27 protein-coding genes are annotated in these 23,654 nt (G+C 64.3%); 1 reads left to right on the top strand and 26 read right to left on the bottom strand.

Annotated features, from left to right (window positions below):
* Positions 1 to 41 precede the first annotated feature (41 nt).
* The 16 genes from ACUXH0_RS20310 to ACUXH0_RS20385 form a co-directional block, all read right to left on the bottom strand.
* A complete protein-coding gene (locus tag ACUXH0_RS20310) occupies positions 42 to 1,082 on the bottom strand; it encodes a YncE family protein (RefSeq protein WP_024972740.1) in 1,041 nt (346 codons plus the stop codon).
* 59 nt (positions 1,083 to 1,141) lie between these two features.
* Complete coding sequence (locus tag ACUXH0_RS20315) at positions 1,142 to 2,077, bottom strand: DUF1259 domain-containing protein (RefSeq protein ID WP_024542565.1); 936 nt, start codon at positions 2,075 to 2,077, stop codon at positions 1,142 to 1,144.
* A gap of 43 nt (positions 2,078 to 2,120) precedes the next feature.
* A complete protein-coding gene (locus tag ACUXH0_RS20320; RefSeq protein ID WP_029769034.1) occupies positions 2,121 to 3,389 on the bottom strand; it encodes an MFS transporter in 1,269 nt (422 codons plus the stop codon).
* A complete protein-coding gene (locus tag ACUXH0_RS20325; protein WP_024542609.1) occupies positions 3,382 to 3,687 on the bottom strand; it encodes a hypothetical protein in 306 nt (101 codons plus the stop codon). Before ACUXH0_RS20325 ends, ACUXH0_RS20320 begins: the two co-directional genes overlap by 8 nt.
* Positions 3,688 to 3,703: 16 nt before the next feature.
* Positions 3,704 to 4,036, bottom strand: a complete 333-nt coding sequence (locus ACUXH0_RS20330) for a hypothetical protein (RefSeq protein ID WP_024979744.1) — start codon at positions 4,034 to 4,036, stop codon at positions 3,704 to 3,706.
* Between the two features lie 90 nt (positions 4,037 to 4,126).
* A complete protein-coding gene (locus ACUXH0_RS20335; protein WP_024542611.1) occupies positions 4,127 to 4,741 on the bottom strand; it encodes a 3-keto-alpha-glucoside-1,2-lyase-like domain-containing protein in 615 nt (204 codons plus the stop codon).
* A 20-nt stretch (positions 4,742 to 4,761) separates the two neighbouring features.
* Positions 4,762 to 5,223: a chromate resistance protein ChrB domain-containing protein gene (locus ACUXH0_RS20340; protein WP_024542612.1), complete on the bottom strand. Its 462-nt coding sequence runs from the start codon at positions 5,221 to 5,223 to the stop codon at positions 4,762 to 4,764.
* A 35-nt stretch (positions 5,224 to 5,258) separates the two neighbouring features.
* Positions 5,259 to 5,849 (bottom strand): superoxide dismutase, encoded by a 591-nt coding sequence (locus ACUXH0_RS20345; protein WP_024542613.1) that lies wholly within the window; start codon positions 5,847 to 5,849, stop codon positions 5,259 to 5,261.
* A gap of 16 nt (positions 5,850 to 5,865) precedes the next feature.
* Positions 5,866 to 7,071, bottom strand: coding sequence for a chromate transporter (locus ACUXH0_RS20350; protein ID WP_092582997.1), 1,206 nt, complete (start codon positions 7,069 to 7,071; stop codon positions 5,866 to 5,868).
* Between the two features lie 18 nt (positions 7,072 to 7,089).
* On the bottom strand, positions 7,090 to 8,055 hold the full coding sequence (locus ACUXH0_RS20355; RefSeq protein ID WP_024542615.1) for a chromate resistance protein ChrB domain-containing protein: 966 nt from the start codon (positions 8,053 to 8,055) through the stop codon (positions 7,090 to 7,092).
* Between the two features lie 73 nt (positions 8,056 to 8,128).
* Complete coding sequence (locus ACUXH0_RS20360) at positions 8,129 to 11,365, bottom strand: CusA/CzcA family heavy metal efflux RND transporter (protein WP_024542616.1); 3,237 nt, start codon at positions 11,363 to 11,365, stop codon at positions 8,129 to 8,131.
* The gene (locus ACUXH0_RS20365; protein ID WP_080693769.1) at positions 11,362 to 12,534 is read right to left on the bottom strand and encodes an efflux RND transporter periplasmic adaptor subunit; all 1,173 of its coding nucleotides are present in this window, start codon (positions 12,532 to 12,534) and stop codon (positions 11,362 to 11,364) included. The genes ACUXH0_RS20360 and ACUXH0_RS20365 overlap by 4 nt, the downstream gene beginning before the upstream one ends.
* Positions 12,531 to 13,778 carry a TolC family protein gene (locus ACUXH0_RS20370; RefSeq protein ID WP_024542618.1) on the bottom strand — a complete coding sequence of 416 codons (1,248 nt, stop codon included), beginning with the start codon at positions 13,776 to 13,778 and terminating at the stop codon, positions 12,531 to 12,533. Before ACUXH0_RS20370 ends, ACUXH0_RS20365 begins: the two co-directional genes overlap by 4 nt.
* 90 nt (positions 13,779 to 13,868) lie before the next feature.
* On the bottom strand, positions 13,869 to 14,441 hold the full coding sequence (locus tag ACUXH0_RS20375; RefSeq protein ID WP_024542619.1) for an RNA polymerase sigma factor: 573 nt from the start codon (positions 14,439 to 14,441) through the stop codon (positions 13,869 to 13,871).
* Complete coding sequence (locus ACUXH0_RS20380) at positions 14,438 to 14,884, bottom strand: periplasmic heavy metal sensor (RefSeq protein ID WP_024542620.1); 447 nt, start codon at positions 14,882 to 14,884, stop codon at positions 14,438 to 14,440. The genes ACUXH0_RS20375 and ACUXH0_RS20380 overlap by 4 nt, the downstream gene beginning before the upstream one ends.
* Complete coding sequence (locus ACUXH0_RS20385) at positions 14,881 to 15,168, bottom strand: CnrY/NccY family anti-sigma factor (protein WP_024542621.1); 288 nt, start codon at positions 15,166 to 15,168, stop codon at positions 14,881 to 14,883. The genes ACUXH0_RS20380 and ACUXH0_RS20385 overlap by 4 nt, the downstream gene beginning before the upstream one ends.
* 318 nt (positions 15,169 to 15,486) lie before the next feature.
* Between ACUXH0_RS20385 and ACUXH0_RS20390 the strand changes: the two genes are divergently transcribed.
* A complete protein-coding gene (locus ACUXH0_RS20390; protein WP_068768155.1) occupies positions 15,487 to 16,479 on the top strand; it encodes a DNA-binding protein in 993 nt (330 codons plus the stop codon).
* 239 nt (positions 16,480 to 16,718) lie between these two features.
* On the opposite strand, the gene ACUXH0_RS20395 is transcribed toward ACUXH0_RS20390, so the two are convergent.
* The 10 genes from ACUXH0_RS20395 to ACUXH0_RS20440 form a co-directional block, all read right to left on the bottom strand.
* Positions 16,719 to 16,928, bottom strand: a complete 210-nt coding sequence (locus tag ACUXH0_RS20395) for a hypothetical protein (RefSeq protein ID WP_126000476.1) — start codon at positions 16,926 to 16,928, stop codon at positions 16,719 to 16,721.
* A 40-nt stretch (positions 16,929 to 16,968) separates the two neighbouring features.
* On the bottom strand, positions 16,969 to 17,268 hold the full coding sequence (locus tag ACUXH0_RS20400) for a hypothetical protein (protein WP_024542467.1): 300 nt from the start codon (positions 17,266 to 17,268) through the stop codon (positions 16,969 to 16,971).
* A 9-nt stretch (positions 17,269 to 17,277) separates the two neighbouring features.
* Positions 17,278 to 18,324 (bottom strand): phage Gp37/Gp68 family protein, encoded by a 1,047-nt coding sequence (locus ACUXH0_RS20405; RefSeq protein ID WP_024542468.1) that lies wholly within the window; start codon positions 18,322 to 18,324, stop codon positions 17,278 to 17,280.
* A gap of 48 nt (positions 18,325 to 18,372) precedes the next feature.
* A complete protein-coding gene (locus tag ACUXH0_RS20410; protein WP_024542469.1) occupies positions 18,373 to 18,555 on the bottom strand; it encodes a hypothetical protein in 183 nt (60 codons plus the stop codon).
* Between the two features lie 106 nt (positions 18,556 to 18,661).
* A complete protein-coding gene (locus tag ACUXH0_RS20415) occupies positions 18,662 to 19,210 on the bottom strand; it encodes a nucleoside 2-deoxyribosyltransferase (protein WP_052698655.1) in 549 nt (182 codons plus the stop codon).
* Between the two features lie 13 nt (positions 19,211 to 19,223).
* On the bottom strand, positions 19,224 to 20,138 hold the full coding sequence (locus ACUXH0_RS20420; protein ID WP_024542471.1) for a DNA cytosine methyltransferase: 915 nt from the start codon (positions 20,136 to 20,138) through the stop codon (positions 19,224 to 19,226).
* Complete coding sequence (locus ACUXH0_RS20425) at positions 20,138 to 20,842, bottom strand: DNA-directed RNA polymerase subunit alpha C-terminal domain-containing protein (protein ID WP_024542472.1); 705 nt, start codon at positions 20,840 to 20,842, stop codon at positions 20,138 to 20,140. The genes ACUXH0_RS20420 and ACUXH0_RS20425 overlap by 1 nt, the downstream gene beginning before the upstream one ends.
* Before the next feature lie 1,045 nt (positions 20,843 to 21,887).
* Complete coding sequence (locus ACUXH0_RS20430; protein WP_240480107.1) at positions 21,888 to 22,163, bottom strand: H-NS histone family protein; 276 nt, start codon at positions 22,161 to 22,163, stop codon at positions 21,888 to 21,890.
* Between the two features lie 236 nt (positions 22,164 to 22,399).
* Positions 22,400 to 22,789: a surface-adhesin E family protein gene (locus ACUXH0_RS20435; protein ID WP_338051161.1), complete on the bottom strand. Its 390-nt coding sequence runs from the start codon at positions 22,787 to 22,789 to the stop codon at positions 22,400 to 22,402.
* 247 nt (positions 22,790 to 23,036) lie between these two features.
* Positions 23,037 to 23,654: Tn3 family transposase (locus ACUXH0_RS20440; RefSeq protein WP_280818564.1), on the bottom strand; the 618-nt coding region annotated here is incomplete at its 5' end.

The raw sequence follows: 23,654 nt of genomic DNA on the forward strand, positions 1-23,654 counted from the left end.
GTTGAGCGCGGGCTCGACTATTGTCGCGCGTTCGGCGTGCGTCAGGTGTCGGGCTTCAAGACACGCATCACCGGATGATGGTCGATGTCCGGCAGGGGAAGATAAATCTCATGCGTGGCGGGATCGATCGCCAAGCTGTGCGCATTCGGCCCCACCCAACCTTCGCCGATCTTGGCCACTCCGGCTGCCTCAACCTTAAAGATCGTCAAGACGCCGGATTCGCTAGCGACATACAACCATCCGAGCGCCGCGTCGTAGGCCACGACGTCGGGCGTCTGTCCAACCCCGAAGCTTGCAACCACCTGTCTGGTGTTCAGGCTCAACACCAGCAAGCGACTGTCGCCCTCGCACGCGATAAACGCCAGTCGCAGCTTGGGCACGATCAGCAGCCCATGGTTTCCTTCGGCACCGGGCAATGGGATGCGATCCACGACTTGATCGGTGCGCGGGTCGATCTCGGCCAAGATCCCCCGTCCCTGGACGTTGACGAGGATGTGCTTCGAAACCGGGTCATACTGCGTGTTCCCAACGGCGCCGCCCAGCGCGATCGTCGTTATTCGCTGGCTGGTGCGGGCATCAATTACCGTTTCCGTGTTACCGGTCTCATCGGAAACATACAGCTTGCCGAGTTCCGGGGCGTAGGCGACGCCGTCAGGATAGATGCCTCCCGGAATACGGGCGACGATTCTCAGCGTCGCGGCGTCGATTGCCACGATTTCGTCGGTCCCCGTCGCGGAGGCATACACACGGTCGAGCTCCGGAACGGCCAACGTGCCATGGACATGACGGATGTTGCTGATCGTGGCCAGCACCCCTTTGGTTTTGGTGTCCACGACAACCACCGCGCTATCCCCGAGGTGGGCGACAAACAGCCGCGACCTGGTCGGGTCCAAGCTGAGGTAGTCCCAGCGCGTCGTGGCGCCAGGTAACGGATAGTCGCCCACATGTCGCAACGGCAGTGTCCCGGCCGGCCTTTGCGTTGCCGCACTGACGGTAAGTGCCAAACCGAGTGCGAGGGTGGCAAGTGCGAGTACGCACCTGAATGACGTGCAGCCTTCGAGTATCGGCGATCGGGTGTGCATGGCTCTCAAAGTTTTGAGGACCGCAGACAAGCGCGGGGACCGGACATGCTGGCCCGCGCTCACCGCATCACTGATTTGTGCACGCTGGCCTGCGCGTCCAGGGCTTTCTTCACGCCCTTTGCCAGGTCGACCGCTTTGCCCTTGCCCCAGTAGTGCAGGAACATGTAGCGCGGCTGCTCGTGCGTCATGTGCTGGTGAATGGCCACGATGTTGATGCCATCGGCCCGCATCGACTTCAGCACGGGCTGCAGCTCGTCTTCGCGCATCGCGAAGTCACCATCCACCACGGCCTCGTCATCGGTGCCGGCAAACGCGGCCCAGGTGTTCAGCCCCATTTCATTGCCGAAGGACACACCGTGCATGGTGCCCTTGGCACCGATCACGACCTTGAACATGCCATTGCTGGCTTGCCCCTTCGTCCCAAAAATGGCGTCCAAGGGCGCCGGCGTGATCTTGTTCTCGCTGGCGATCTTGCCGGGAAACGCCGTCCCGGGAGCTGGGTTCGCCGCACGAATCTCGGCGATTTTGTCGTAGACCTTCTTTACGCCAGCGGCGAGTTCGGCCGGGTCGCCCATGCCGCCGATATGCATGAAATACACCCGAGGCCGGTCGAAGAAGAAGTGGTTGTGCAGTGCCGTGACCTCCAGCCCGGCGTCGAGTGCCGCGCTCATGGCCGGGTTCACCTCATCCTCGAAGAGCACGGTGTCGCCCATCAGCATGGCGTGGCCGTCATGGGCTGGCGTGAACGCCGCCCAGGAGGTCAGTCCCATGAAGGGCGGCATGGCCACGCCGTCCACTTGGATGGGGACATCGTTGCGCGGCTTCGACACCTTGAAGACGTTCTCCCGCTCGGAGAAGCTGCCCTTCAGGCCGGTGACCTGTTCGATGCGAGCGGTATCCAGGGCGGCTCGCTGCGCGGGCGACGCCGCGTGGGCGATGGCACAGACGCTGACGGTTGCAGCCAGGGCAAGAGCAATCGGTGTTCGCAAAGCCATTTCATACTCCAAGGGTTGGGGGGGGGACGGGGAAACGCCTCGGTCAGTTGAGCGGTTCGACGCGCCGAAATCCGCGCAGGATGGCGAGGTCGTAGACAATTTTCAGGACGCCGCAGGCCACCAACGGTGCGCCAATCCAGCCGGCGGCGAGCATCGCGCTGGCCAGTGTCGGGCTGATGGCAGCGGCCAGGCTTCTGGGAACCGAGGTCAGGCTTGCCGCGGCGGTGCGCTCGGGCGGCGTCACCACCGCCATCACGTAGGCCGTTCGGGTCGGCACATCCATTTGGGAGAGCGCGCTGCGCACGAGCAGCAGCCCCAGGGTCAAGGCCAGCGACGGCGCGAACGCCGCCGCGATCAGGCAGAGGCTGGACGGGATATGCGTGAACACCATCGTGTTGAGCAAGCCGATCTTGCGCGCGAGGGGCACGGCGACGAGCTGGGACGCCGTCGTCAGCAGCCCCGCAAAGAAGAAGAACTGGCCTGCGGCCCCGGGCGAAAGGCCAAAACGCTGCATCAGCCACAGCGATAGCAGTGCGTTGACCACCAGGCCGCCCGCAAACGCATCCACGCTGAAAAGCAGCGCCAGCCGGATCACGATGCCGCGCGAAGGCCCCAGTGGAGTTGCAGCCCCGCCTGATTGCGGCTGATGCAGAGGCAGACGCGCATAGAGCACCCAGAGTGCGACACCGATCAATGCGTAGACGAAGAACATCGCTCGCATCGCCGCCAGGAAAGACAGGCCGCTATGCGTAGCGAGCCAGCCAGGCAGGGCTGCGGCCAAGGCACCGATGGCGGCGGAAAACGCCCCGATCAGGCTGTAGCGGGCGAAGAGCGCGGTACGGGCATCGGGCAAAGCCGATTCCGCCAGACGCGCCTGCTCCAGCGGGAGGAACACACTGACATCGCCTGAACTGGGGTTGAGCGTGCCGACAAAGGCGATGGCCAGCAGCGGCCAGAGATCGGAGAGCCCGGCAAAGCCCACGCCGGTCGCCGCCATCAAGGCGGCCGCCAGCATCAGGAGGCGGCGCGGCGCAAAGCGACTGCCGAGCATGCCGACCAGAATCGTTGCCAGCGCCGAGCCGATCAGCGTGGCGCTGCTAACGAGCCCGACGGCCCACTGGGTGAGCCCGAGCGCCAGCAGGTATGCCGGCAACAGCACGGCGATGTAGCCGTCGCAAAAACCGCGCAGTGCCCGGCCGACAAGGATGAACCAGGCACCTGCATCAACGCCCGACGGCAGAAGCCAGCGTGTGAGCCGGCCCCGGGTGGCGGCCACGGCAGATGCCAGGCCGTGATGTACAGCCTCAGTCATCGTCTTCGTCGGCGATTTGCTGACCGTCTTGGCCGATGAGCACGGTGGACTTGTCGCTTCCACTGCCGAGCGTGACCTCGTAGCGGACCCGGCCGTTCTGCGTCTGCTTCTCGATTTCGCCGATCGCCCGCCCGCCCGCCTGCCGATCAATCGTCGCTTTGACTGGCGCCGGGACTTGCGCAATACCGACGACCTCGCTGCTGCGCTCGCCAAACGGGTTCTTCTTGCAGCCGGCGATCGCGAAGGCTAATGAACAGGCGAGAACGATTGCAGCGAGCTGCTGGGCGTCATTCGACATGGTGGGCTCCGATACGTCATCTGTTGACCAAATCCCCCTGCGCAAAGCCGTTTCCATTGCGCCGATATTCGATTGCGTGGCCATGGCGCCAGACTTCGAAGCAATCCTCGGCCTGGGGCTTGCCCTTGCCGTTGGAATCGGCAATGCACAACTCGCCGCCCCGCACGCGCCAGCGGCCGCCTAGGACCTGTCCGTGCATGACGGATTCGACCGTGCCGTCGGGCTTGAACTTGTCCGACCAGTGGGTGCCATCAGTGATGGTCTTGCCAACGATCGCCTTCTTGAGTTCAGCACCGCTCAGGTGCTTGAAACCTTCATCGGCCAGCACCGAAGTGGTGGTACATAGCATCGCGATTCCAGCCCAGACAATTGCGCATGGCAACCGGCCTTTGGTCCCGCCCACTTCCGACTTGAAATTCACTTCTTTCTCCTCTCTGTATTACTTCGCGGTGGTGCCGTACGAGAACGCGTCGAACAGGGTCACGCTGTCGGCCTTGGTCCAGACCCCAACCGCGCCGGTACCGCGGATGTGATCGTCCGTCACGTCGATGTAGCGCTTGCCATCCAGCGATACCTGAATGCGATCGCCCGCGAATTCCACCCGCAACGTATGCCAGGCCTGCGCGGCAACCGGCGCATCCTGGTAGCGAAGCGTGTGCCGGTGACCACCCGTCGTGTAGTACAGCGAGACGTTGTTCTCCAGCGCGTTCGCGCGCGCGACGTAGTAATCGTTGCCGTCCTTCCAGCGCCAGACGACGCCCCCGGCCTGATCTTCATGACCAGCGACAGGCTTGAACTTCACCTCGACGAACCCGTCGGCGACGGCGGTACCCTGTTTCACGCACCACGGGAAATCGCCGGAGCCAGACTGCTTGAGCACGTTGGTGCCGGCAGCGTCCGCCTCAACGGTCCATCTGGGCGTGCCGTGGCCGGTGACGCCAGCCACCCATCCCGCAGGCAATGCGCCAGGCTTGTCCTGGGTGAACAGGATCGTTTCTCCTGTCGCCGGCATGGCCAACAACAGCAGCCAAGGCATCAGCAGGGTCCGCTTCATCGCTCGTCTCCTTGGCCGGTTCAGGCCGGCATCTTGGGAGGCCACTTGTGCGTCTCGGCCTGGCAGCGTTGGCACCACGCATAGAGGGCGTCGTACATCACCAGCCCGTGCTCCAGCATCTCGTGGTCGTCGGCATACACCTGCGAGAGTCCGAGCGAGATGGCATACAGCCCGCTGGACTGCGGCGTCAGGTCCAGCCGCGACGTATCCGCGCCGCGCACGATGCGGGCCAACTGCTGCAGCGCGGCGTCCTGGCCGAGGCGGTACTTGTTGAGGAAGGCGTCGAAGCTGCACAGCTCGCCGACATGCGTAAGCTCCACACCAGGGATGTCGTACGGAATCGCACCACGTTCGTTGGCGATGCGCACCACATCGCCCGACGGTACATAGAGGAACTCCGGCGTCTCATCGATGAAGCGGGCGATCAGCCAGGGACAGGCAATGCGATCGATCTTGGGGCGCTCGCGCGTAATCCACTGCATGACAACCTCCGCTGCGATTAGTTGATGGAAAGGCACTACCGCTGCACGGTGGCCAGACGCTCGGCGACGCGCGCCCAGTGCACGTTCTGCATGAACGCGTCGACATAGGCCGCGGCCTTGGCGCCGTAGTCCATGTGGTACGCGTGCTCGTACATGTCGAGCGCCAGGATTGGCGTGCCGCCGGCCAGCGTATGGGTGTGGTCCGCTGCCCACTGGTTGACGAGCCGCCCATCACGCGGCGAGTAGGTCAGCAACACCCAGCCGGAGCCGCCGCCAAGCGCCTTGCCCATCGCTGTGAATTCGGCCTGCCAGCGCTCGACCGAGCCGAAATCGCGTTCGATGGCAACCTTCAGGTTGCCCCCCAACGGCCCGCCATCCCCAAGGCTGTCGAAGTACACCTCGTGCAGGATCATGGAGTTCGTGGCGATCAGCTCTTCACGCTTGAGGCCGTTGAGCACGAACCCCGCAGCCGTGGTCACATCGAGCGCCGCAAACGCCGCCGCGATGGCATTCAGGCGCTTCACGGCGCCGCCGTAGTTGTTCTCGTAGTGGCTGGCGATCAGCTTCTCCGACAAGCCGGACAGCTTGGTCGGATCGCATGCCAGCGGCTTCATTTGGGTAGTCATGGTCGTCTCGCCCGATTCAGTGGTGGAGCAGTGGATACACCGCCAGGCCGATCAACGCGGCGCCGGCCACGATCACCGGCTCCGTCAGCTTCTTGAACTTGAGCAGCAGCGCGACCGTCACCAGCGCCAGCAACACCGTCGGCACATCGACGATGGAGCGCTTGGCCAGCACGATCACCGCGCCGGTAATGGCACCCACGGCGGCGGCTGTGACACCGTCGACAAACGCCAGGATGGCGGGCAGCTTGCCGTACTTCTTGAAGTACGGCGCCGGCAGGATGGTGAACAGGTAGCACGGCAAGAACGTGCCAGCCGCTGCTACGCAAGCGCCGGGCAGGCCCGCGATCAGGTAGCCGATGAAGCCCACCGTGATGACCACCGGCCCCGGCGTGATCATTGCCACGGCCACCGCATCGACGAACTGTTTATCGTTGAGCCAGTGGTGTTCGGTGACCACGCCGCCATAGAGGAATGGCACGATGGCCAGGCCCGAGCCAAACACGAAGGCGCCCGCTTTGGCAAAGAACACGCCGATCTGCGACAGCAGCGGCCAGTCGATTGAGCTGAAGATGCCGCTGGCCGCCGGCAGCGGTGTCGCGGCCAGCGCATTCACCTTGCCCTGACGTACCCACTTGGGCGGTGCGCGCCAGAACCAGACGAGCACACCGCCGGCCAGGAACAGCCAGGCCACTTCCGATTCCGTGATGACGGTGACGGCCGCCAGCACCAGGTAGACCGCCCACAGCAGCTTGTCCTTGCCAACGCTCTTGGTCGTCAGCTTGTAAGCGCTGATGGCGATGATGCCGATCACGGCCGCACCGACCCCGTAGAACACCGACTGCATCCAGGTCAGGCCGCCGAAGCGCACATAAGCCCACCCCAGCGCCACCACCATCAGGAACGACGGCAGCACGAAGGCGATGCCGATCAGCGTTGCCCCGAGGATGCGGTAATGCACATAGCCGAGGTAAATCGCCAATTGCGCGGCCAATGGGCCGGGTGCCAACTGTGCAAGCGCGAGGCCTTCCTTGTAGTCAGCCTCGGTGATCCATTGCTTCGCGTCCACCAAGTCGCGGCGCATATAGCCGGCCAGCGCCACGGGGCCGCCGAAGCCCAGGGTGCCGAGCCGCACAAAATACAGCACCAGTTGCCAGAGCGTGTAGGACGGGCGTTCGTGGTGAGGCTGCGGTGGCGTGGGCGCGGTGGATGGGGTCGTGTTCATCATGGTTGTGCAGTGAAGTCAGCTTGGTTTGCGGCTGCCGGAGAAGTGGGCATAGAGGGAATCGAGCACACTGCCGATCTCTGTCAGCAGCGCGTCGTCATCGGCCAGTCGTTTGCGAGCGCCGGCCAGGATGGCTTCGAAGCCGCCAGCTTCCGGCACGGTGGTGCCGCCCACGTCCAGCGCGTGCACGACCGCGCCGAGCCGGGCGAGCCCGTGATTGCCGTCCAGGCCGAAGCTGGCGAGCAGCACCTCGAACGACACCCGGTCGCCGACGTGCGTGAAGGTCGCACCGTCAAAGTCGAAGCCCAGCGCATCTGCCGGGCAATCGGCGGGGCTCTCCAGCCAGAGAAAGCGCGCGTGCGGATCGATGAAGCGCTGGATCAGCCAGGCGCTGGCAACGCGATCGACCCACAGATGCTGGCGTGTGGCCCACATACGGCCCTGATACTGCGCAGGGTCGCGGCGCGGGATGCTGCCGGCGGCCGCATGCGGCTCACCCGGCGATTGAACGGCAGTGACGGCGCCCGCAAAGTCCCGCCACTGCGCCTGCGCACGGATCGACGCCTCGTTGGGGAAGAAGTCGATCTTGCGGATGGCCTCATAGGTGCGGGCGTGCCGACGGTGCAGGCGGTTGAGTTCCGCCGCGGCCAGGCCGGGGAGCGTCTTGCGGGCATCCGACAGCTCGGCCAACCAGTCCGTGTAATCAGGGGTGCGGTCGAATAGGGCCTGATAGATCGCCGCCTCATCCGGCCCTGGGGCCTGGACGTGCAGCAGCCAGGCTTGGCCGTTTTCCCGTACGACTTCGTCGGCCAACTCGCGCAACTGGGGGGCTTGTTCCGCGTGGGCAGGCAATAAGTAGGCGCCGTCGCGCAGGGCGGCACAGCCCAGCGCCTTGAGCGCGCGCCAGACGCGCATGCGCGCGGTTGCGCTCGCGGTTGGCAGGCTGACGATCAGCAGGAGCCAGGAATCGAGAGGGGCAGTCATGACGGCAGCTTAGATTGCCGTATGCGACGCTGCAATGATGTAGAGATCGCTACATCAATACGGCTGCCCCCCGTTATGGCTGCGCTTCGAGTACCCCCTGGTCACCCGACTCGCGGCGGGCCTGCCGCCGCAACACCAGCCCGCAGAGCGCGGGTAGCACGAACAGTGTCAGGACGGTGGCGGTGACCAGGCCGCCGATCACCACCGTCGCCAGCGGCTTCTGCACCTCGGCGCCGGTACCCGTCGCAATCGCCATCGGCACGAAGCCGAGCGAGGCAACCAGCGCCGTCATCAGCACAGGCCGCACCCGTTCCATGGCCCCTTCGACGACTGCCGCATCGGGCGCCATGCCATCTTTCAGGCGCTTGCGGATGGCCGAGATGAGCACGAGCCCGTTGAGCACCGCCACCCCCGACACGGCAATGAACCCGACGGCAGCGGAGATCGAGAACGGCATGCCGCGCAGCAGCAGCGCAAACACGCCGCCGGCGAGCGCGAGCGGCACGGCGGTCAATACCGTCGCCGTCAGCATGGCGCTGCCGATCGCCAGATAGAGCGTGGCCGCGATCAGGATGAAGCACGCCGGCACGATGATCGCCAGGCGCTTCGTCGCCGCCTGGAGATTCTGGAACTGCCCGCCCCATTCGATCCACGAGCCGGTCGGCAGCTTGACCTCGTTGGCGATGCGCTTGGCAGCATCGTCGACGAAGCTGCCCAGGTCGCGCTCGCCCACGTTGGCCTCCACGTAGATGCGCCGCTTGCCGTTGTCGCGGCTCACTTCGTTCAGACCTTGGGTGAAGCGGAATTGCACCAACTGACGCAGCGGTACCGATGCGCGTGGTTGGCCATCAGCCTGTGGCAGCATGACCGGCAGCGCGCCAAGCACATCGAGGTTGTCGCGTTGCTCGCGGGCCAAGCGGACCACGATATCGAAGCGCCGGTCGCCATCGAACACCTGACCGGCCGCCTTGCCGGCCAGTGCGGTCGACAGCGTGTCGGCCACTTCCTTGACGGTCAGGCCGTAGCGGGCAATCGCGGCCCGGTCGAACACGATGTCGAAGGTCGGGAAGCCGCCGGTAAGCGGCACACGTACGTCGGCCGCACCCGGCGTCTTGCGCAGCACCGCCGCAACGCGCTGGGCCGTGGCCGCGAGCTCATCCAGATCCTCACCGTAGATCTTCACAGCCACGTCGCTGCGCACGCCACCGATCAGCTCGTTGAAGCGCATCTCGATCGGCTGTGTCACGTCGTAGTTGTTGCCGACCATCGCGGCGGTCTTCTGGCGGATGCGCTCGATCACCTGTTCCTTGGTGGTCACCCCCGCCGGCCATTCGTCCTTAGGCTTCAGGATGATGTAGTTGTCGGACGCGTTGGGCGGCATCGGGTCTGCCGCCAGGCTGGCGGTACCGGCCTTCGAGTAGACCGTCTTCACTTCCGGCAGCGTCATCACCGCCCGCTCCAGCGGCAAGTCGATGGCCACCGACTGGTCGATCGACGTCGACGGAATGCGCACGGACGAGAGGTTCAGGTTCTGTTCGTCCAACGTCGGCATGAACTCGCGGCCGACGAAGGCAAAGGCCACGGCGGCCAGCGCGAGCGTAAGCGCACCCGCCCCAAGAAAAGGCAGCGGACGCCTTACCGCTGCTTGCAGCCACGGGCGATACCGCTGCTTGGTGGCCGCGATCACCCGCACTTCCTTCTCTGCGACCTGTTTGCGCATCAGCACCGCGATCATGGCCGGCACGAAGGTCAGCGACAGCACGAAGGCTGACGCCAGCGCCAGCATCAGTGTGATGACCATCGGCGAGAACATCTTGCCCTCGACGCCCTGGAAGGTCAGGCACGGCAGGAAAACCAGGAAGATGACGAGCTGGCCATAGACCGTGGGGCGGACCATCTCGCGCGACGACAGCACCACTTCGTCCAGCCGTTCGCGCAGCGTCAGCAGGCGGCCCTCCCGGTGCTGGCGTTCGGCCAGCCGGCGCAGTGTGTTCTCGACGATGATGACGGCACCGTCGATGATGAGGCCAAAGTCCAGTGCGCCCAGGCTCATCAGGTTGCCGGAAATGCCCAGCGCGTTCATACCGATTGCGCTGATCAGCAGCGACAGCGGAATGACCAGCGCCGCGATGGTCGCCGCCCGCACGTTGCCCAGCAGCAGGAACAGGATCACCACCACCAGCAACGCGCCTTCGGTCAGATTTTTCGCCACGGTTTCGATGGTGGCCACAACCAGTTGCGAGCGGTCCAGCGTCGGCACGATCACCACGCCCGGCGGCATCGTCTTTTCGATCTGCTTGAGCTTGTCGCCCACCGCTTGCGCCACCGTGCGGCTGTTGGCGCCCACCAGCATCAACGCACTGCCGACCACAGTTTCATAGCCGTTGCGGCTGGCTGCCCCGGAGCGCAGTTCGCCCCCGACCTTGACGACAGCAACCTGGCCGACCGTGATCGGCACGTTCTGCCGTTGCGCAATGACCGCGCGTGAAATCTCGTCCACCGAGCGGATGCGGGCGTCCGCGCGCACGAGATACGACTCGCCCGAGCGCCGGATGTAGTTGGCGCCGACCGAGAGGTTGGCGTCTTCCAGCCCCCGCGCCAGTTCAGCATACGAGATGCCGTAGGCCGCCAGCTTGGCCGCGTCGGGCTCGACCACATACTGCTTGACGTAGCCGCCCAGGGAATCCACGTCGGCCACACCGGGCGTGGTGCGCAGTTGCGGCCGGACGATCCAGTCCTGCACCGTGCGCAGATAGGCGAGCTTGGAGACCTGATCGGTCAGCCGTTCTCCCCGGTCCGTCAGAAAGCTGCCGTCGCTCTGCCAGCCGGGCAGCCCATCCTTGATCGTTGCGCCTTTGCCATCAGGGTGGGCATATTCCACGCTGTAGTGGAACACCTCACCCAGGCCGGTCGATACCGGTCCCATTTGCGGCTCGGCCCCTTCGGGCAGGCTCGGGCGCGCCTGCGCCAGCCGCTCCGACACCTGCTGGCGCATGAAGTAGAGGTTGGCACTCTCCTTGAAGATCACCGTGACCTGGCTGAAGCCGTTGCGCGAGAACGAACGCGTGCTCTCCACACCGTTCAAGCCGGACAACGCGGTCTCGATCGGATAGGTCACACGTTTCTCAACCTCCACCGGGCTGAGCGTCGGCACCACGGTATTGATCTGGACCTGCTTGTTGGTGATGTCGGGCGTGACGTCGATCGGCAGCAGGTTGAGCTGCCAGGCGCCGACTGTCGCCACCACCGCCGTCAGGAACAACACGAGCCAGCGCAGCCGGACCGCGCCGTTCAGAATGCTGCCGATCATTCGTCGTCCCCGGCGCCTTTGTTCATCTCGGCCTTGAGCAGGAAGGCGTTGCGCGTCGCCACCTGTTCACCGGCGCGCGCACCCGAGAGAATCTGGGCGGACCCGCCACTGCGGATGCCCACCAGCACTGGCTGGGGCCGGAACCCCTGCGGCGTGCGAACGAACAACACGTCGCGCCCGTCCAGGTTCTGCACGGCATCCTCCGGCACCGACAGGGCAGCGGGGCCGCTCGTGCGCGTTTGCAGGCGCACCTGCACGCCTTCGCCGATCACCAGCTTGTCCAGCGCTTGCGTGGGCGTCAGGACCACAGTCGCGGTGCGGGCGCTGCTGTTCACCGTCGGCGTCACCGAGTGCACCACGGCGGGCACGGGCGAGCCGCTGCCCAGCAAGATCACCGCAGTGTCGCCGGCCGCCACGCGGGCGGTATCAGCGGCCGTGACCGAAGCCTCCACCTGTGCCGTGCCGCTGCCTGCGACCCGGAACAGTTCGGCCTGAGGCTGCACGAAGGCGCCCAGCGTGACGGATTGCGCCGTCACCCTGCCGGCAATGGGGCTGGTCACCGCGACCGAGCGACCGTCGCTGGCAAGATGCGCGGATTGCGCCACGGTCGCTGCGCGCTGCGCCTCGGCATTGGCGACTTCGAGCGCGGCCTTGGCCGCTTCCATCTCCTGACGCGGCGTGACGCCTTGCTCGTACAGTGCGGCTTCTCGTGCGTAGGTCTTGCGCGCCAAATCGGCCCTGGCGGCGGCCACCCGGCGCTCTGCAGCCATCGCGGCCGCCTCCGGGCTGTCCACCAGGGCCAGCACGTCGCCCGCACGCACGACCTCACCAAGCCGGCGGTTGATCCGCTGGACAGCACCCGACGCGCGGGCAATGATCACGGCCTCGCTGCCCGGCGCGGCGACCACCGTGGCGGGCGCAAGGATCTCCGCGCCCACGCCAGCCGTGGCCACCGGCTCGACCGCGATGTTGGCGGTGGCCAGGTATTCGAGGGGAACCTTGACCTCAGTGGGGGCGGCTTTTTCGGGCGCGGCGGCTGTCTTGGCCGCTGGCGCCGCAGAATGACTGGGCACAAGCCCGCGCGCCACACCGAACCCCACCAGGGCGGCCACCCCGGCAATCCCGGCGATCAGCGGCCAGTTGGCCGAGCGGAGGTTGTCTTTCATCATCGAGCTTCCTCAAAAGCCAGGCGGCCGTCAGCCTGTGCCAGTGCGGCCAACGCGCGTACGCGCGCGAGGCGCGCGTCAATCGTGAGTTGCCTTGCTTCAAACAACGCGCGCCGGACGGCGAGCAGTTCAATCAACGGGGTCTTGCCGGCGTCGTAGCCGAGACGGCCCAGGCGATAGGCTTCGGCGGCTGCGCGTTCGCCTTCCGCCGCTGCGGCGAGGCGTTTTTCCGAAGCCGCAGCCTGAGCCTGGGCGGATCGTTTTGCCGCAGATGCTTCCAGGCGCACGGTGTCCAGCCTGGCTTCTGCGGCGGCGGCACGCTCGACCGCAGCGGTCACCGCGTGCGTGTTCTGGTCAAACAGTGGAATCGTGGCCGACAGGCCCACGACGTAGCCACTGGCATTCGTCCAGCCGTAGCGGCGCACGCCTGCGCTGACGCCAACCTCGGGAACCCACTTCTTGCGCTCGACCTCGACCTGGGCGCTTATCACGTCTCGCTCGGCTTGCGCCGTGACGACAGCGGGGGCTTCGTCCGCCGCGCCCGACGAGGCGGGAGGTGCCGCCGATGTGGACAGAAGCGAGCCAGCCAGACGGGTGTAGGGCTCGTCAGAGCCGGCCAAGGCAGCCAACTGCTCCAGCGCTTGCGTCGCGTCCGCGCCAGCCGCATGTTCAGCCGCAGTGGCGGCGGCGACGCTGGCTTGCGCCTGGGACACGCGCAACGCAGCTTCCTTGCCGGATTGGACTAGCGCGCGGGCCACGCGAAGCTCCTCGCGCGCGCGCCCGAGGTCTTCCGCAGCCAAGGACTTTCGCGCCAGCATGGCCTCTGCCGTCGCATAGGCGGTCGCCAATTCAGCCGCGTACGCGATCTGCGTTTGATGCTCGCGCGCTTGTGCGGCGGCGAAGCCGCGCTGCCCGGCTTCGATGCGTGCGCCACGCTTGCCGCCGATCTCAATCGGCTGTGTGATGGAAAAGGTGTTCTGGCGCTGGCTCACGCCATCGCTCTGCGGAGCCCCCAGATTCTCGAACACCGACTCCGCACGAGGGTTGGGCCACGCGCGCGCCTGGGCGGCATCGGCGCCAGCGGCCAAGACGTTGGCGGCCTGCACGCGCATCGCGGGCGCGTGGGCGAGCGACTGCTGCAGCAATTCTGTAAAGGGCGGTGCCTCGGCCGCCCAACCAGATGCGGCGGACAAGGCCAGCGATGCGGCAAGCACGCTGAGGGTATGGAAAGAGGACACGCGGGTCATCGCCGGATTTCTTGAGGGAAGCAGAAGCCGAAGACGGCACAGATTGGTCAATACGGCGCCCAGCGCGGCACCCCCTCGCGCCCGTCGAAATTATTCGGTGCTGCGGGCGTCGATCAAGGCAGCCAGCTTGGCACGGGCGCGGCCAATGCGCCCCTCAATGGCCTTCGGCGTCATGCCAAGTGCGGCAGCCGCCTCCGGCTGCGACATGCCGACGATGGCGGTCAAAACAATGGCTTCCCGCGAGTTCGCATCGAGCCCGTCCAGGACAGCCACGACGCGTGCCAATTCGCGCCGGGCAGAAGCACGGCGCTCCGGGCCCGGGTCTGGATCGGCCAAGGCAGGGCGTTCGGGGTCCGTCAGATCCTCCGCGCCGAACAGGAAGTGCCGCACGCGCCGGAAACGGCGCAGGTCACGCATCTTGTTGAGCCCGATGTGGAACAGCCAGGCACGGAACGGTCGAGCCTCGTCGTAGTCCCCCAGCGCGCGCCAAGCTGCAACAAAGGTGTCCTGCACGACATCGTCGATATCGGTTTCCGGAATGCCAAAGCTGCGGCCAGCCTGCGCCAGGGCGGGGCTATGCCGCCGCACCAGGATGCCAAACGCATGGTGATCTCCCCGAGCGGCGCGCCGGGCGAGCACGCCGTCCGCTTCCGTACTGGTCACTGCGAACCACGGCGAAGCGCATCAACCAGCACGCGGTCATAAGCAGGCCGGTGCTCGGGCTTCAGGCCCGCGCGCATCTCGAAAACGTGGACCAGCGTGGCCCGCTGCAAATCGGCAGCCGCGCGTTCCACTTCCTGGGTGGCCGCCTCGACCTCTGGCGACCACGTGGGATTCTTGGCAATCGCGTCAGCGAGTTGACCGTTGGCCGTGCGCAGCCGGGTTTCGATCTCCCGGCGGCGTTGGGCGAAGGCCTGTTCCTTCATGTCGAGAATTTCACGCTCGTTGGCGTCCAGCGGCACCGCCTCGTGGAGCATCTCGTGCAGGTCGGTCCGGTGCTCCTGCGATGGGTGCGACAGGAAGACGACGGCGCCGGCAATGGCCACCCCCACCAGAGCGCCGGCTAGCGTTGAGAGGGAAAGACGTCGGGTGCGTGGCGTCATCATTCACCGATCAGCAGGCCAAACGGAGAAGCGGCAGACGGTGTGGCAACCCAGGTTGGGCCCGGCTTGTTCAAGACGGCGGTCGCCACGCGGTCGATCACCGTGAAGGCCACCAGCGCAGCGATGGCGGCGCACAGCATGGCACGCCGCGCATCATAGCGGGCGACCAGCACGTCGGGCGCGGGCTCGGCTGCAAGCCGTTGCTGGATGCGCGCGGTACTTACCGCAGACGGTGCTTCATGGGTGATCCTGGCTGCGTCGGCGAGCCATTGGTCGAGGTCGGCCATTGCTGATCTCCTTGGTGGTTGCCCTGTATACGGCTCGCGCATGCAAATACCCCCGGGTGGCTTCAGAAGGCACCGGCAATCGCGGTAGGCCAACTGCCCCGTCCCGCAATTGGGCAGCACCGAGAATACGCGGCCTTCATCACTACATCCGGCGCGTTTCGTACCGGATTGGGGACCACCAGGGCGCCATGACACCTCTCACACGTGATAATCCGCCATTATCACTTGTGAGATTTCCGCATTTCACAGCCAACTTGACGCCTTCTTTTGGTACGTATATACATAGTATGTAATACGGTATGAAATTGTAGGAGAGCCATGGCCCGCGCCGGACTCAGTCGTATTGACATCAAGCGTGCCCGCGATTCGCTGCTCGCCCAGGGGCAGCACCCGTCGATCGATGCGATACGTATCGCGTTGGGCAACACGGGCTCGAAAACGACGATCCATCGCTATCTCAAGGAGCTGGAAGAAGAGGAAGGCGCGGCGCTGAACCGCGCTGGCTCGACCTCCGACGCCATCCTGGATCTGGTGGGCAGATTGGCGGCGCGGTTGCATGAAGAAGCGCAGGCGGTGGTCGATCAGCAGGCGGCGGCCGCCACGGCCCAGCGCCAGCTCGTTCGTGCCGAAGTCGACAAGCTGGCCACGGATGTGGTCGCACTTCGCGCCGAACTGGAACAGGCGCAGAGCACACTCGCCAGCGTGCGGGCCGCGCACGCTGACACGCAGACAGCGCTGCAGCAGCGCGCGATTGAGGCTGAACGCTCGGCACAGCAGGTCCAGGACCTCGGCACCCGGTTGGCAGAACATGAAAGTTTTCGGCGCTCGCTGGAGGACAAGCTACAGCACGCTCATCAATCACTGGAGCACTTCCGCAATGCCAGCAGGGAACAGCGCGATCAGGATGCGCGCCGGCATGAGCAGCAGGTCCAGCAACTGCAGGCGGAAGCCCGACAGGCCAATCAGACGCTGATCATCAAGCAGGGGGAGATCACGCAACTGAACAAGGACAGCGCTCGGCTGGTCGCGGAACTTGCCGCCTCGGGCAAACGCATCCGAGAATTGGAAACGCAGGCAGAACAGGCTCGCGTCAACCTGAACCAAGCGCGCGTCGATCAAGCGCGCACCGAAGCGGAACGAGATGCGCTGCGATCTGCGGCGCAACAGCAGGCGGATGAACTAGCCACCGAACGCGCCGAACGCGAACGCCTGGCCGGCGAGTTGGCCAAGGGCAACGCCCGACTCGAAGCCCAGCAGGTGTTGTTGACTGAATATCGGGCGAGGCTCGGCCTGGCCGATGCGGCAAACTGATGATGTCCGCCTCCGCCCGGCGCTCCGAAGTGAGACGGTGGCCCAACTTTCGCTGAAACCGGCTTATTTACTGCGCAGTGAATATGGCACCTGCAGCGCCGAGCCGTGTCGCCACGACGCAGGGAAACCGCCAGATTTCGCACGAAAAGGACAGCGCCCAGGAAAATGCTGAATTCCCAAGCCGTTGATCTGAAAGGGAAATCCCACCTAAACCGCCAGATTTTGCACGGAAAGGACGACTACCCCAAATAGCGCGCGGTGGCGAGCGCGCACGCGACTGAATCCTTGCCGCCGCTCACGCCCACGGCGACCACGCAGTCGCGAGAGAGCGCGGCGGCAACCTCCGGCGTGGTGGTCACGGGCGGCAAGTCCGTCTTTGCGCTGACCGGCTGCCAGAAAGAAGCGGGTGGCGTGCGCGGAACGAAGTTGAGCGGTAAGAGCGTTTGCATGCGTGCGTTGGATGATGGTGTTGGCAGACGGATTACTTGCTCATTCCGGCTTCGGCGTCCGCCCAAGCGGAACCACGTTGGAAAGCTCGCGCTCAACCGCGCCAGATTCTCGGTATGCGTTCCACAGAATGAGATGGCCGGGGCAGTAGTGCACGTTCGGCGCAACCTCGTAGCCGTGGCTGTTGCACAGTGGCAAGTCGCAGGTCTTGCCCTCGCCTACGGGGAAATCGCACAAATTGACGCCCAGCGCGCAGCATTTATCGGCTGCGCAATGCGGCCCAAGGTCGCCGCACAGGAACATCACGCCGCCGTCCTTCGTTCGTTCGATGTAGCAAGGCATGGCTATTCCTCACGAGCGCACATGCGGAAATTGGTCGTGCTGGGCGCCGTCGAGCAGGCGGTCGGCCGCCTTCTTCCCAACCCGATGGACCATTGCCCAGCCGTCTGCGGAAGTTGCGCCGCGCGGATAGGCGGCCGCGTCAAATCCACCTGGGACAATGCGACCGTCGCGTGCAACAGCCGCTGTGACGTATTGCCCAGCACCGAAGTCGCCAGAGCCCGGCACAAACTCCCCCCATTGCTTGAAGAGAAAGGGCACGCCGGCCGACACGCACTGGTCACGCAGATCTCGAGCCCAGTCCGGGTGCATTGGCCGCGCGCCAGGACCGCTCTCTCCGCCGACGATCACCCAGTCGATGCGCCCCGGCATATCGCTGTGGTTCGTGAATCCGCCGCGAGGTTCGCCAAGACCCGCGGCCGGCCCACAGGCCAGCACGCCCGCCTTGTTCCAGTAGCCTCCTCGTAGCGCATCGACGCGATGCTCGGCTATCGACGGCCACGCCACGCTCTCCAGGTTGATCGGCCCAAGCATCGGCTCGATCGACAGGAAGTGCACGCGCGCGGGCGTCTCGAGTAACTTCTGGATGTCGCGATCGGCCTCGGCCTGGTTGACGATCGTGGCGCCGAGCCAGACGTTTTCTGGCAGCCAGCCCGGAATAAGCGAAACCATGCTGGGTACATTGCCGATGCGTTTTGTGAGCAGCAGCCAGTCAAGATTTGGGGTTGCGCGGATCAGAGCGAATAGATCCTCGCGCCACGTCGGATCGACTGCGTTGTCGAACACGTCGGCGAGGCTCGCGCAGAAGACGCGCTGCCTTCGCCCGTGTTGGGCGTAAAACTCGCCAGCATTCCTGTTCCAGGCTATCGGCTTTCTCCAGTTGGCAGCCGAAGTGCGCCGACGCGGCGCGCCAGGCCCCCAATTGACGGACGTACCGCCACTGAATCGAGCATTTCGCGTCTCCGCGTAGCAGTGGTCGCAGCCGGGGCCAACCTTCTGACAACCTTCCCACGGATTGAAGGTGTGATCGCACCATGCAATGTTTGTGTTTTCCGCCATGAAGCGTCCCCTGTCATCTCAAGCGAAGTTGGACTCCCATTTCAGATCTCACGCGAAGTAGCGCAGTGGCAGCACGGTCACGAAGACTTCGGCCGACACCAGCAAGCTGGCCAGCGGATTGGTGTGCCACCAGCCGCCGGAGTCCTTCAAGAGGTAGACGGTTTGGGGTAAGCAGCTTTCGTCCGCAAATCTGGCGGCAGCGGCTTGTGCTTCTTCGAGAGTTGTATCCATCGGCTATCTACGAGCATTGAAGGGTGGGCGCCTGGCTCCCCCTGCTTCACAGCTTGCCGCCTGCAAAACGGCTGCTGCGCCAGGCGCCCATTGAGCGGTAATGGCTTCAGGCAGCGGCTTGCGCAGCGCCAAATAGGATCTCGGCGAGAGCGCGAACTGCCTCATCCGCCGAAGAAAACGTTGGATGTTCTGCGCACAGCATCAGATTGGCGTGTAGCCCGAAGTTCTCGACGAGCAGGCCCTCATCATCACGACCATGCACATTGAGCAGCCGCCCCGCGCGCAGCGTTCGGGTTCGAGTGTCCAGGCCATCGAGGCAGTACGCGACGACAGGCATCCCGAGCGCGGCAGCAAAGCCAATTTCGTAGGCCGTGCCCGAGTCCGGCTCCAGACCGTTAAACGGCGTAATGTTGGCGAGCACGGCGTCCGCGCTGCGCAGCTGCGAAAGGTCGTGCTCGCGAATGCGGCGCGCACAGGCCGCAGTTGGCTCGATGGGGAAGGTCTGGCCATCCGTCGGCGCGACGCCTTCGAGTCCATAGCGTGCGCACAGATCCTTCAGCGCGTCGTAGCGCGCTTCGGCATCCGGGAAGAACAGATCAGGACCAGCGAGGTAGATGCGCGGCATGGTGTGTGTGCTCTCGGTAGTGTTCGTCATGGGACGCCCTTGTCTACGCGGCGTTGCGCAGCGCGTTCAGCAGATCGGCGGCAACTTGCGGGCACACGGCATTGCCCAGCATGTGCATGGCTTCCTTCTTGGTTGCCGGCAGCGTGTAGTCGGGCGAAAAGCCCATTGCCGCCTTGATCTCGGGGACCTGCAACATCCGCATGCGATCACCGTCGATCACCGCCCAGCGGTCGCGTGTGGTGATGGTCCCGATGGGTCGGTGGATGCTGCGGCCTTTCAAACCACTGCCGCTGCTGTAGTAGGGTGCGACGAAGCGCGAGCCGAATTCAGCGCGGCCGGCCTCGGTGCGCTGCAAGGTTTTCGGACTGCGGCCGGGCTTGTCGATGGGCGTCCATGTGTGAGCGTCCCAATCGATCACGCTGCCAATGGAGACGTGCTCGCGGCGCGGCAGGCGCAGCTGCAGCGGAGCCTTGCTCTGGGTGCAGACCAGGAACAGCCGCTCGCGGTGCTGCGGCACGCCATGATCGGCGGCATCCACCAGATGCGGGGACACGCTGTAGCCCAGACTGCGCATCGCGTGTTCCCAAGCCGGGTATAGAGTCCAGTCCCTGAAGCCCGGGACGTTCTCTACCAGGACGATCGGGCTGCGATGGTATTCAGCGCAGCTGACCACGGCCCATGCCGTGCTGCGTAGCGCATCGTGGTGCGGCCGTTCCTTGCCGCGTGCCGGACTGTGACCTTGGCACGCCGGAGACGCCAGCTGTATGTCGTGGCGCGGAACATCCCGCCAGTCGGCCTGCTGCAGGTCCTGGCATTTGTGCGACGTGCCGGGATGGTTGGCTGCGTGAAATTGCACGGCGAGTGGCCAATGGTTGGCTGCCCAAGCGACGTGCACCCCGGCCAGCTTGGCCCCCTCCGAGAATCCGCCAGCGCCGGCGAACAGGTCGATTGCGATCATCAACGAGCTCCGGCTTGATTGCGGCTCGTGGCCAGCTGGAAGCCGCGTGCCGCCAGTTCGTGCTCGATTTCCGCCAGCCCCTTACGCCCGAGGTTCGGAATGCGCAGCAATTCATCGGCGCGGCAGCCCATCAGGTCAGCCAGCGTCTTGATGCCTTCCAGCCGCAAGCAGTTATGCGTGCGTGTGGACAGATCCAGGTCTTTCACGGCCATGGCTGCGGGAGCGATGGCCGGATCGATGGGTTCCGGCAGCTGGGCCTTGGCGAAGGCATGCAGCCGCTCCAGCGCTCCGAACGCGATCGCGACACGCTCGATGTACCGGTCCACGGCGGCGCGCTGCAGCGTCGTGTTGGTCGCGAAGTACCCTGCTTCTTCCACGGCGGATTCCGTCGCGTCGAGCATCGCGTTAGCCAGGATGGCCGCGCGCATGTCGCCGTCAGCCTCGCCAATGCGCTTGGCGATCGCCGCCCGCATCAGATTCAGGCCCGCGGCCAACTCGGAATGCAACTCGCTCTTGATTTCCCTGCGCGCCGCTTTTGTGCGCGCCGCGTCCTCGGGCGACGGCACGCCGCGCTCGAGCGCTCCAGCGATTTCAAGCACCTGGCTTGCAGGCAGCGCCACGCGCAGGCCCGGCGAATACTGTCCGCCAGCTTCGCGCACGACCTCTTCGACACGGGCGCGCAGGGATTTGGGGGTGGTGGTCATCGTCGAAACAATAAAAAGTGCCGGATGCGTGTATTAATGCTGTTTGGGGCCAAAAAAATGGCGCGTCTATACATGCTGAGCGCCACCATCGGTATTGGTGCCGGTTACGTCTCCGGCGCAGGCTTTCACTGCCGTCTTGCTGCGCTGGTGACGGGTTCCAGCGTCCGCCCTATCGTGCGGCCGGTTTGGGGTGAGGGGCCGGAGGTGTGTATCCCGGCTTGCGCGGCTCACGCGAGGCCCGCTTGCGGCTTTCAGACGCGCGTCGCCCGTCTACCGGTACAGCGCATCACCACTGCGCGTTCCCTCACGGCTGGCGACTCGATCCCAAGCTCATCCGGCTTGCGCGGGCCGGCATGTAGTCGGCGGGACTGGGGTAGCCGACTTTCAGCGAATCGCCATGCGTGAAGGTTGAGGGGCCAGTGCTGAGCTCTGTCTGGCTTCCGCTAGTCGCGGCTCTCGCGCGGAAAGGTTTCGTGCCGCCCGACCCTTGCGCGTCAGCCCGCGCGTTCCCTCACGGCTGGCGACTGTTTTCCCGCTCTGCAGGCCAGTCCCTACGGCATCAAGCCCAAGTCGGCAATCGCCATGCATGAGGATGCTGGGTTTTGCTATGCCCAATCCCCGGTTCTTCAGCCCAGCGAAGCGCCCCGGTTAAGTCGGTCCCTGGGATCCCCGCCAGGCTGTCCGACAGGCCCGGCGGATCGACTCCTCGCGTAAGGGATGGCCGGTTACTCGCTCCGGCGCCAGATGTGCACCTGGTTGTGCCGCCCTTGATCCGCGTCCGCGGAGGGCCTTTCCCCAGGCTCGGCAGCGTCGGATCCGAGACCCGACCTGGACTGTTTCGCTGTCCCGCCAGGCGTCCATGTCCGGGGGTTAGATGCGGTCTTGCGCGACGTTTACCCGCATCAGCTTTGGGCCATTTCCTCGACGCTCACGCGCTCGGCCCAGTCAAACTCGATGTGGCTTATTATAGAGCGTTGCGTGACTTTGTAAAGTATGGCGTAGCGTTTTTACGCGATGCCATTGGATAGCGTGAAGATGTAAGGGCTCAGGAAACTAGAAAGTCCTCGCGCTTCTTCCCCCCCGCCAGCGCCTTGACCAGCCAGAACGGTTGCCTTCCGCGGCCGGACCAGACGTTCCCGTTGGTGTCCCGGTATTTGACCGCGACCGTCCCGACTACCTTGACGCCCTTGGGTTTTCCGAACAAGTCTGCGGGGGTGATCTCGTACGCGTGGATTCTCTCGCGCACTTCAGCAATGAACTGGTCGCGCTCGCGAATTCGAAGTTGCTCGGCTTGCACCTTGAGATCGTTGATCTGCTGCATTAACTCTGCGTACGTGGACATGGGTTGCCTTAAAGCGTGAGTGGATCTGTAAGTAGTTTGGGGTCAGGCGAAACCGATCCCAATAAATCAGCATGTTGCGTGACATGACAATACATGCATTAAAATATTCTCGCAACGTCCGCAGATCAAAACGGCTCGCTCTTAATCACGTCAGAGGCAAAAAAACCCGCCGTGTCCTACGACAGGCGGGTTTTACTCAGGCTAAGGCTACGCGCTTACCGTGGAGACGCCGCGCAGACTGCGCGCATTAATGTTTCTCCATTTGAGTCGGGAGGTACGTCTACCAGTTTTATGAAATCGAATGATGTGCCTTGAACAAGAGTACCTTTGCCGTCGTAGAAATAGGTAGAAAGCAAAGCCAATTTCCTTTGTCCGCAATCGACGAGCACTCTCGTGGAAAGCTTGGCGTAGCGCTTGTGATTAGGTGCTTCTTGAGGCTTATTGAAGATATGCGCCACCCACGCCAAGCGAGTGCCGTCGGGCTTAACGACAAGACTGGAAATGTCGATCAAGTGCCTTGCATCACTGTCACTCGAATAAGCATACCAATCACTCGCTGACGATATACCAGGGATCAGAAGTGACGCCGTAGCGAGTGCAGCCACCCATTTTTCTTCATTTCACCCCCCTGAGTTGCTTTGGTGTTTGTTGTACCACACTCTGTTTCTTCAGCCTCTAAGTGTGAAAAAAAGCCCGCCTGGTCCATTGGGGGGTCCCCTCGTTTTCAGTGCAATAAGTGACGGTACGAAAAGCTAGCACTGGCGCGGAGGTGGTGTTGGTAGATCGTTGATTTCATTGACTTTCCTGTTCACTTTCAAATCTGCGATTCGTGGCGTCAAACCGTGATCGGTTTCATCCGTTGGTGCCAGTTATCGGTGCTCCCTGCCGCGAGGGCAGGATTTGGTCGGCATAACGGTCAACAGGAAAGCGGAACACGCCTCGCAGGTTGATGCTTTCCAGCCTGGTGGGAGCAATTTTTCCGATCAGTTCCGGCGGAATGGCCTGGCGGCGGTTCGACCAGCGATCCAGAACAGCCTGCATTTGTGACGTGTTCCACGCCATGACGATGTTGGCCAGCAGACTCAACGCGTCGGCCACAGCCTGCATTTCGTCCACACGTTTGGCCTGTGCCGGGCTGATCCGGCCGGTGTAAATGGCGCGCTTGAGGGCGTTGACCGCCTCCCCCCGGTTGAGCACCCGGCGCAATTCATTCCTGAAAGCGTCCTTAACAAAGTAGTCGGCAAGGAACGCGGTTCGCAGCAAACGTCCCAATTGCACGCCAGCGTCATAGATGGGGTCACCCTGGGCAGCAGAGCCAAACCGCGCCAGTGCTGCCACCGCACTGGCGTGACCACTCATGACCGAAGCCGCCAGATGCACCGGGCTGTCCCAATGCTTTTCGATCAGGGCATCCACCGAAAACCAAGGGCCGTGCACGCTACTTGCTGGTGATCGAACAGTGTCTTCTCC

The organism is Ralstonia sp. 110700041-2 (genome assembly GCF_056280165.1).

Coding starts and splice junctions, on each gene's coding strand:
- ACUXH0_RS20415 (WP_052698655.1), bottom strand. CDS start 19,210: ATGACGAACACTACCGAGAGCACACACACCATGCCGCGCATCTACCTC.
- ACUXH0_RS20395 (WP_126000476.1), bottom strand. CDS start 16,928: ATGCAAACGCTCTTACCGCTCAACTTCGTTCCGCGCACGCCACCCGCT.
- ACUXH0_RS20425 (WP_024542472.1), bottom strand. CDS start 20,842: ATGACCACCACCCCCAAATCCCTGCGCGCCCGTGTCGAAGAGGTCGTG.
- ACUXH0_RS20385 (WP_024542621.1), bottom strand. CDS start 15,168: ATGGCCGACCTCGACCAATGGCTCGCCGACGCAGCCAGGATCACCCAT.
- ACUXH0_RS20355 (WP_024542615.1), bottom strand. CDS start 8,055: ATGACTGCCCCTCTCGATTCCTGGCTCCTGCTGATCGTCAGCCTGCCA.
- ACUXH0_RS20420 (WP_024542471.1), bottom strand. CDS start 20,138: ATGATCGCAATCGACCTGTTCGCCGGCGCTGGCGGATTCTCGGAGGGG.
- ACUXH0_RS20325 (WP_024542609.1), bottom strand. CDS start 3,687: ATGTCGAATGACGCCCAGCAGCTCGCTGCAATCGTTCTCGCCTGTTCA.
- ACUXH0_RS20330 (WP_024979744.1), bottom strand. CDS start 4,036: ATGCTATGTACCACCACTTCGGTGCTGGCCGATGAAGGTTTCAAGCAC.
- ACUXH0_RS20315 (WP_024542565.1), bottom strand. CDS start 2,077: ATGGCTTTGCGAACACCGATTGCTCTTGCCCTGGCTGCAACCGTCAGC.
- ACUXH0_RS20400 (WP_024542467.1), bottom strand. CDS start 17,268: ATGCCTTGCTACATCGAACGAACGAAGGACGGCGGCGTGATGTTCCTG.
- ACUXH0_RS20350 (WP_092582997.1), bottom strand. CDS start 7,071: ATGAACACGACCCCATCCACCGCGCCCACGCCACCGCAGCCTCACCAC.
- ACUXH0_RS20365 (WP_080693769.1), bottom strand. CDS start 12,534: ATGATGAAAGACAACCTCCGCTCGGCCAACTGGCCGCTGATCGCCGGG.
- ACUXH0_RS20335 (WP_024542611.1), bottom strand. CDS start 4,741: ATGAAGCGGACCCTGCTGATGCCTTGGCTGCTGTTGTTGGCCATGCCG.
- ACUXH0_RS20340 (WP_024542612.1), bottom strand. CDS start 5,223: ATGCAGTGGATTACGCGCGAGCGCCCCAAGATCGATCGCATTGCCTGT.
- ACUXH0_RS20410 (WP_024542469.1), bottom strand. CDS start 18,555: ATGGATACAACTCTCGAAGAAGCACAAGCCGCTGCCGCCAGATTTGCG.
- ACUXH0_RS20405 (WP_024542468.1), bottom strand. CDS start 18,324: ATGGCGGAAAACACAAACATTGCATGGTGCGATCACACCTTCAATCCG.
- ACUXH0_RS20320 (WP_029769034.1), bottom strand. CDS start 3,389: ATGACTGAGGCTGTACATCACGGCCTGGCATCTGCCGTGGCCGCCACC.
- ACUXH0_RS20310 (WP_024972740.1), bottom strand. CDS start 1,082: ATGCACACCCGATCGCCGATACTCGAAGGCTGCACGTCATTCAGGTGC.
- ACUXH0_RS20370 (WP_024542618.1), bottom strand. CDS start 13,778: ATGACCCGCGTGTCCTCTTTCCATACCCTCAGCGTGCTTGCCGCATCG.
- ACUXH0_RS20345 (WP_024542613.1), bottom strand. CDS start 5,849: ATGACTACCCAAATGAAGCCGCTGGCATGCGATCCGACCAAGCTGTCC.
- ACUXH0_RS20360 (WP_024542616.1), bottom strand. CDS start 11,365: ATGATCGGCAGCATTCTGAACGGCGCGGTCCGGCTGCGCTGGCTCGTG.
- ACUXH0_RS20390 (WP_068768155.1), top strand. CDS start 15,487: ATGGCCCGCGCCGGACTCAGTCGTATTGACATCAAGCGTGCCCGCGAT.
- ACUXH0_RS20380 (WP_024542620.1), bottom strand. CDS start 14,884: ATGATGACGCCACGCACCCGACGTCTTTCCCTCTCAACGCTAGCCGGC.
- ACUXH0_RS20430 (WP_240480107.1), bottom strand. CDS start 22,163: ATGCAGCAGATCAACGATCTCAAGGTGCAAGCCGAGCAACTTCGAATT.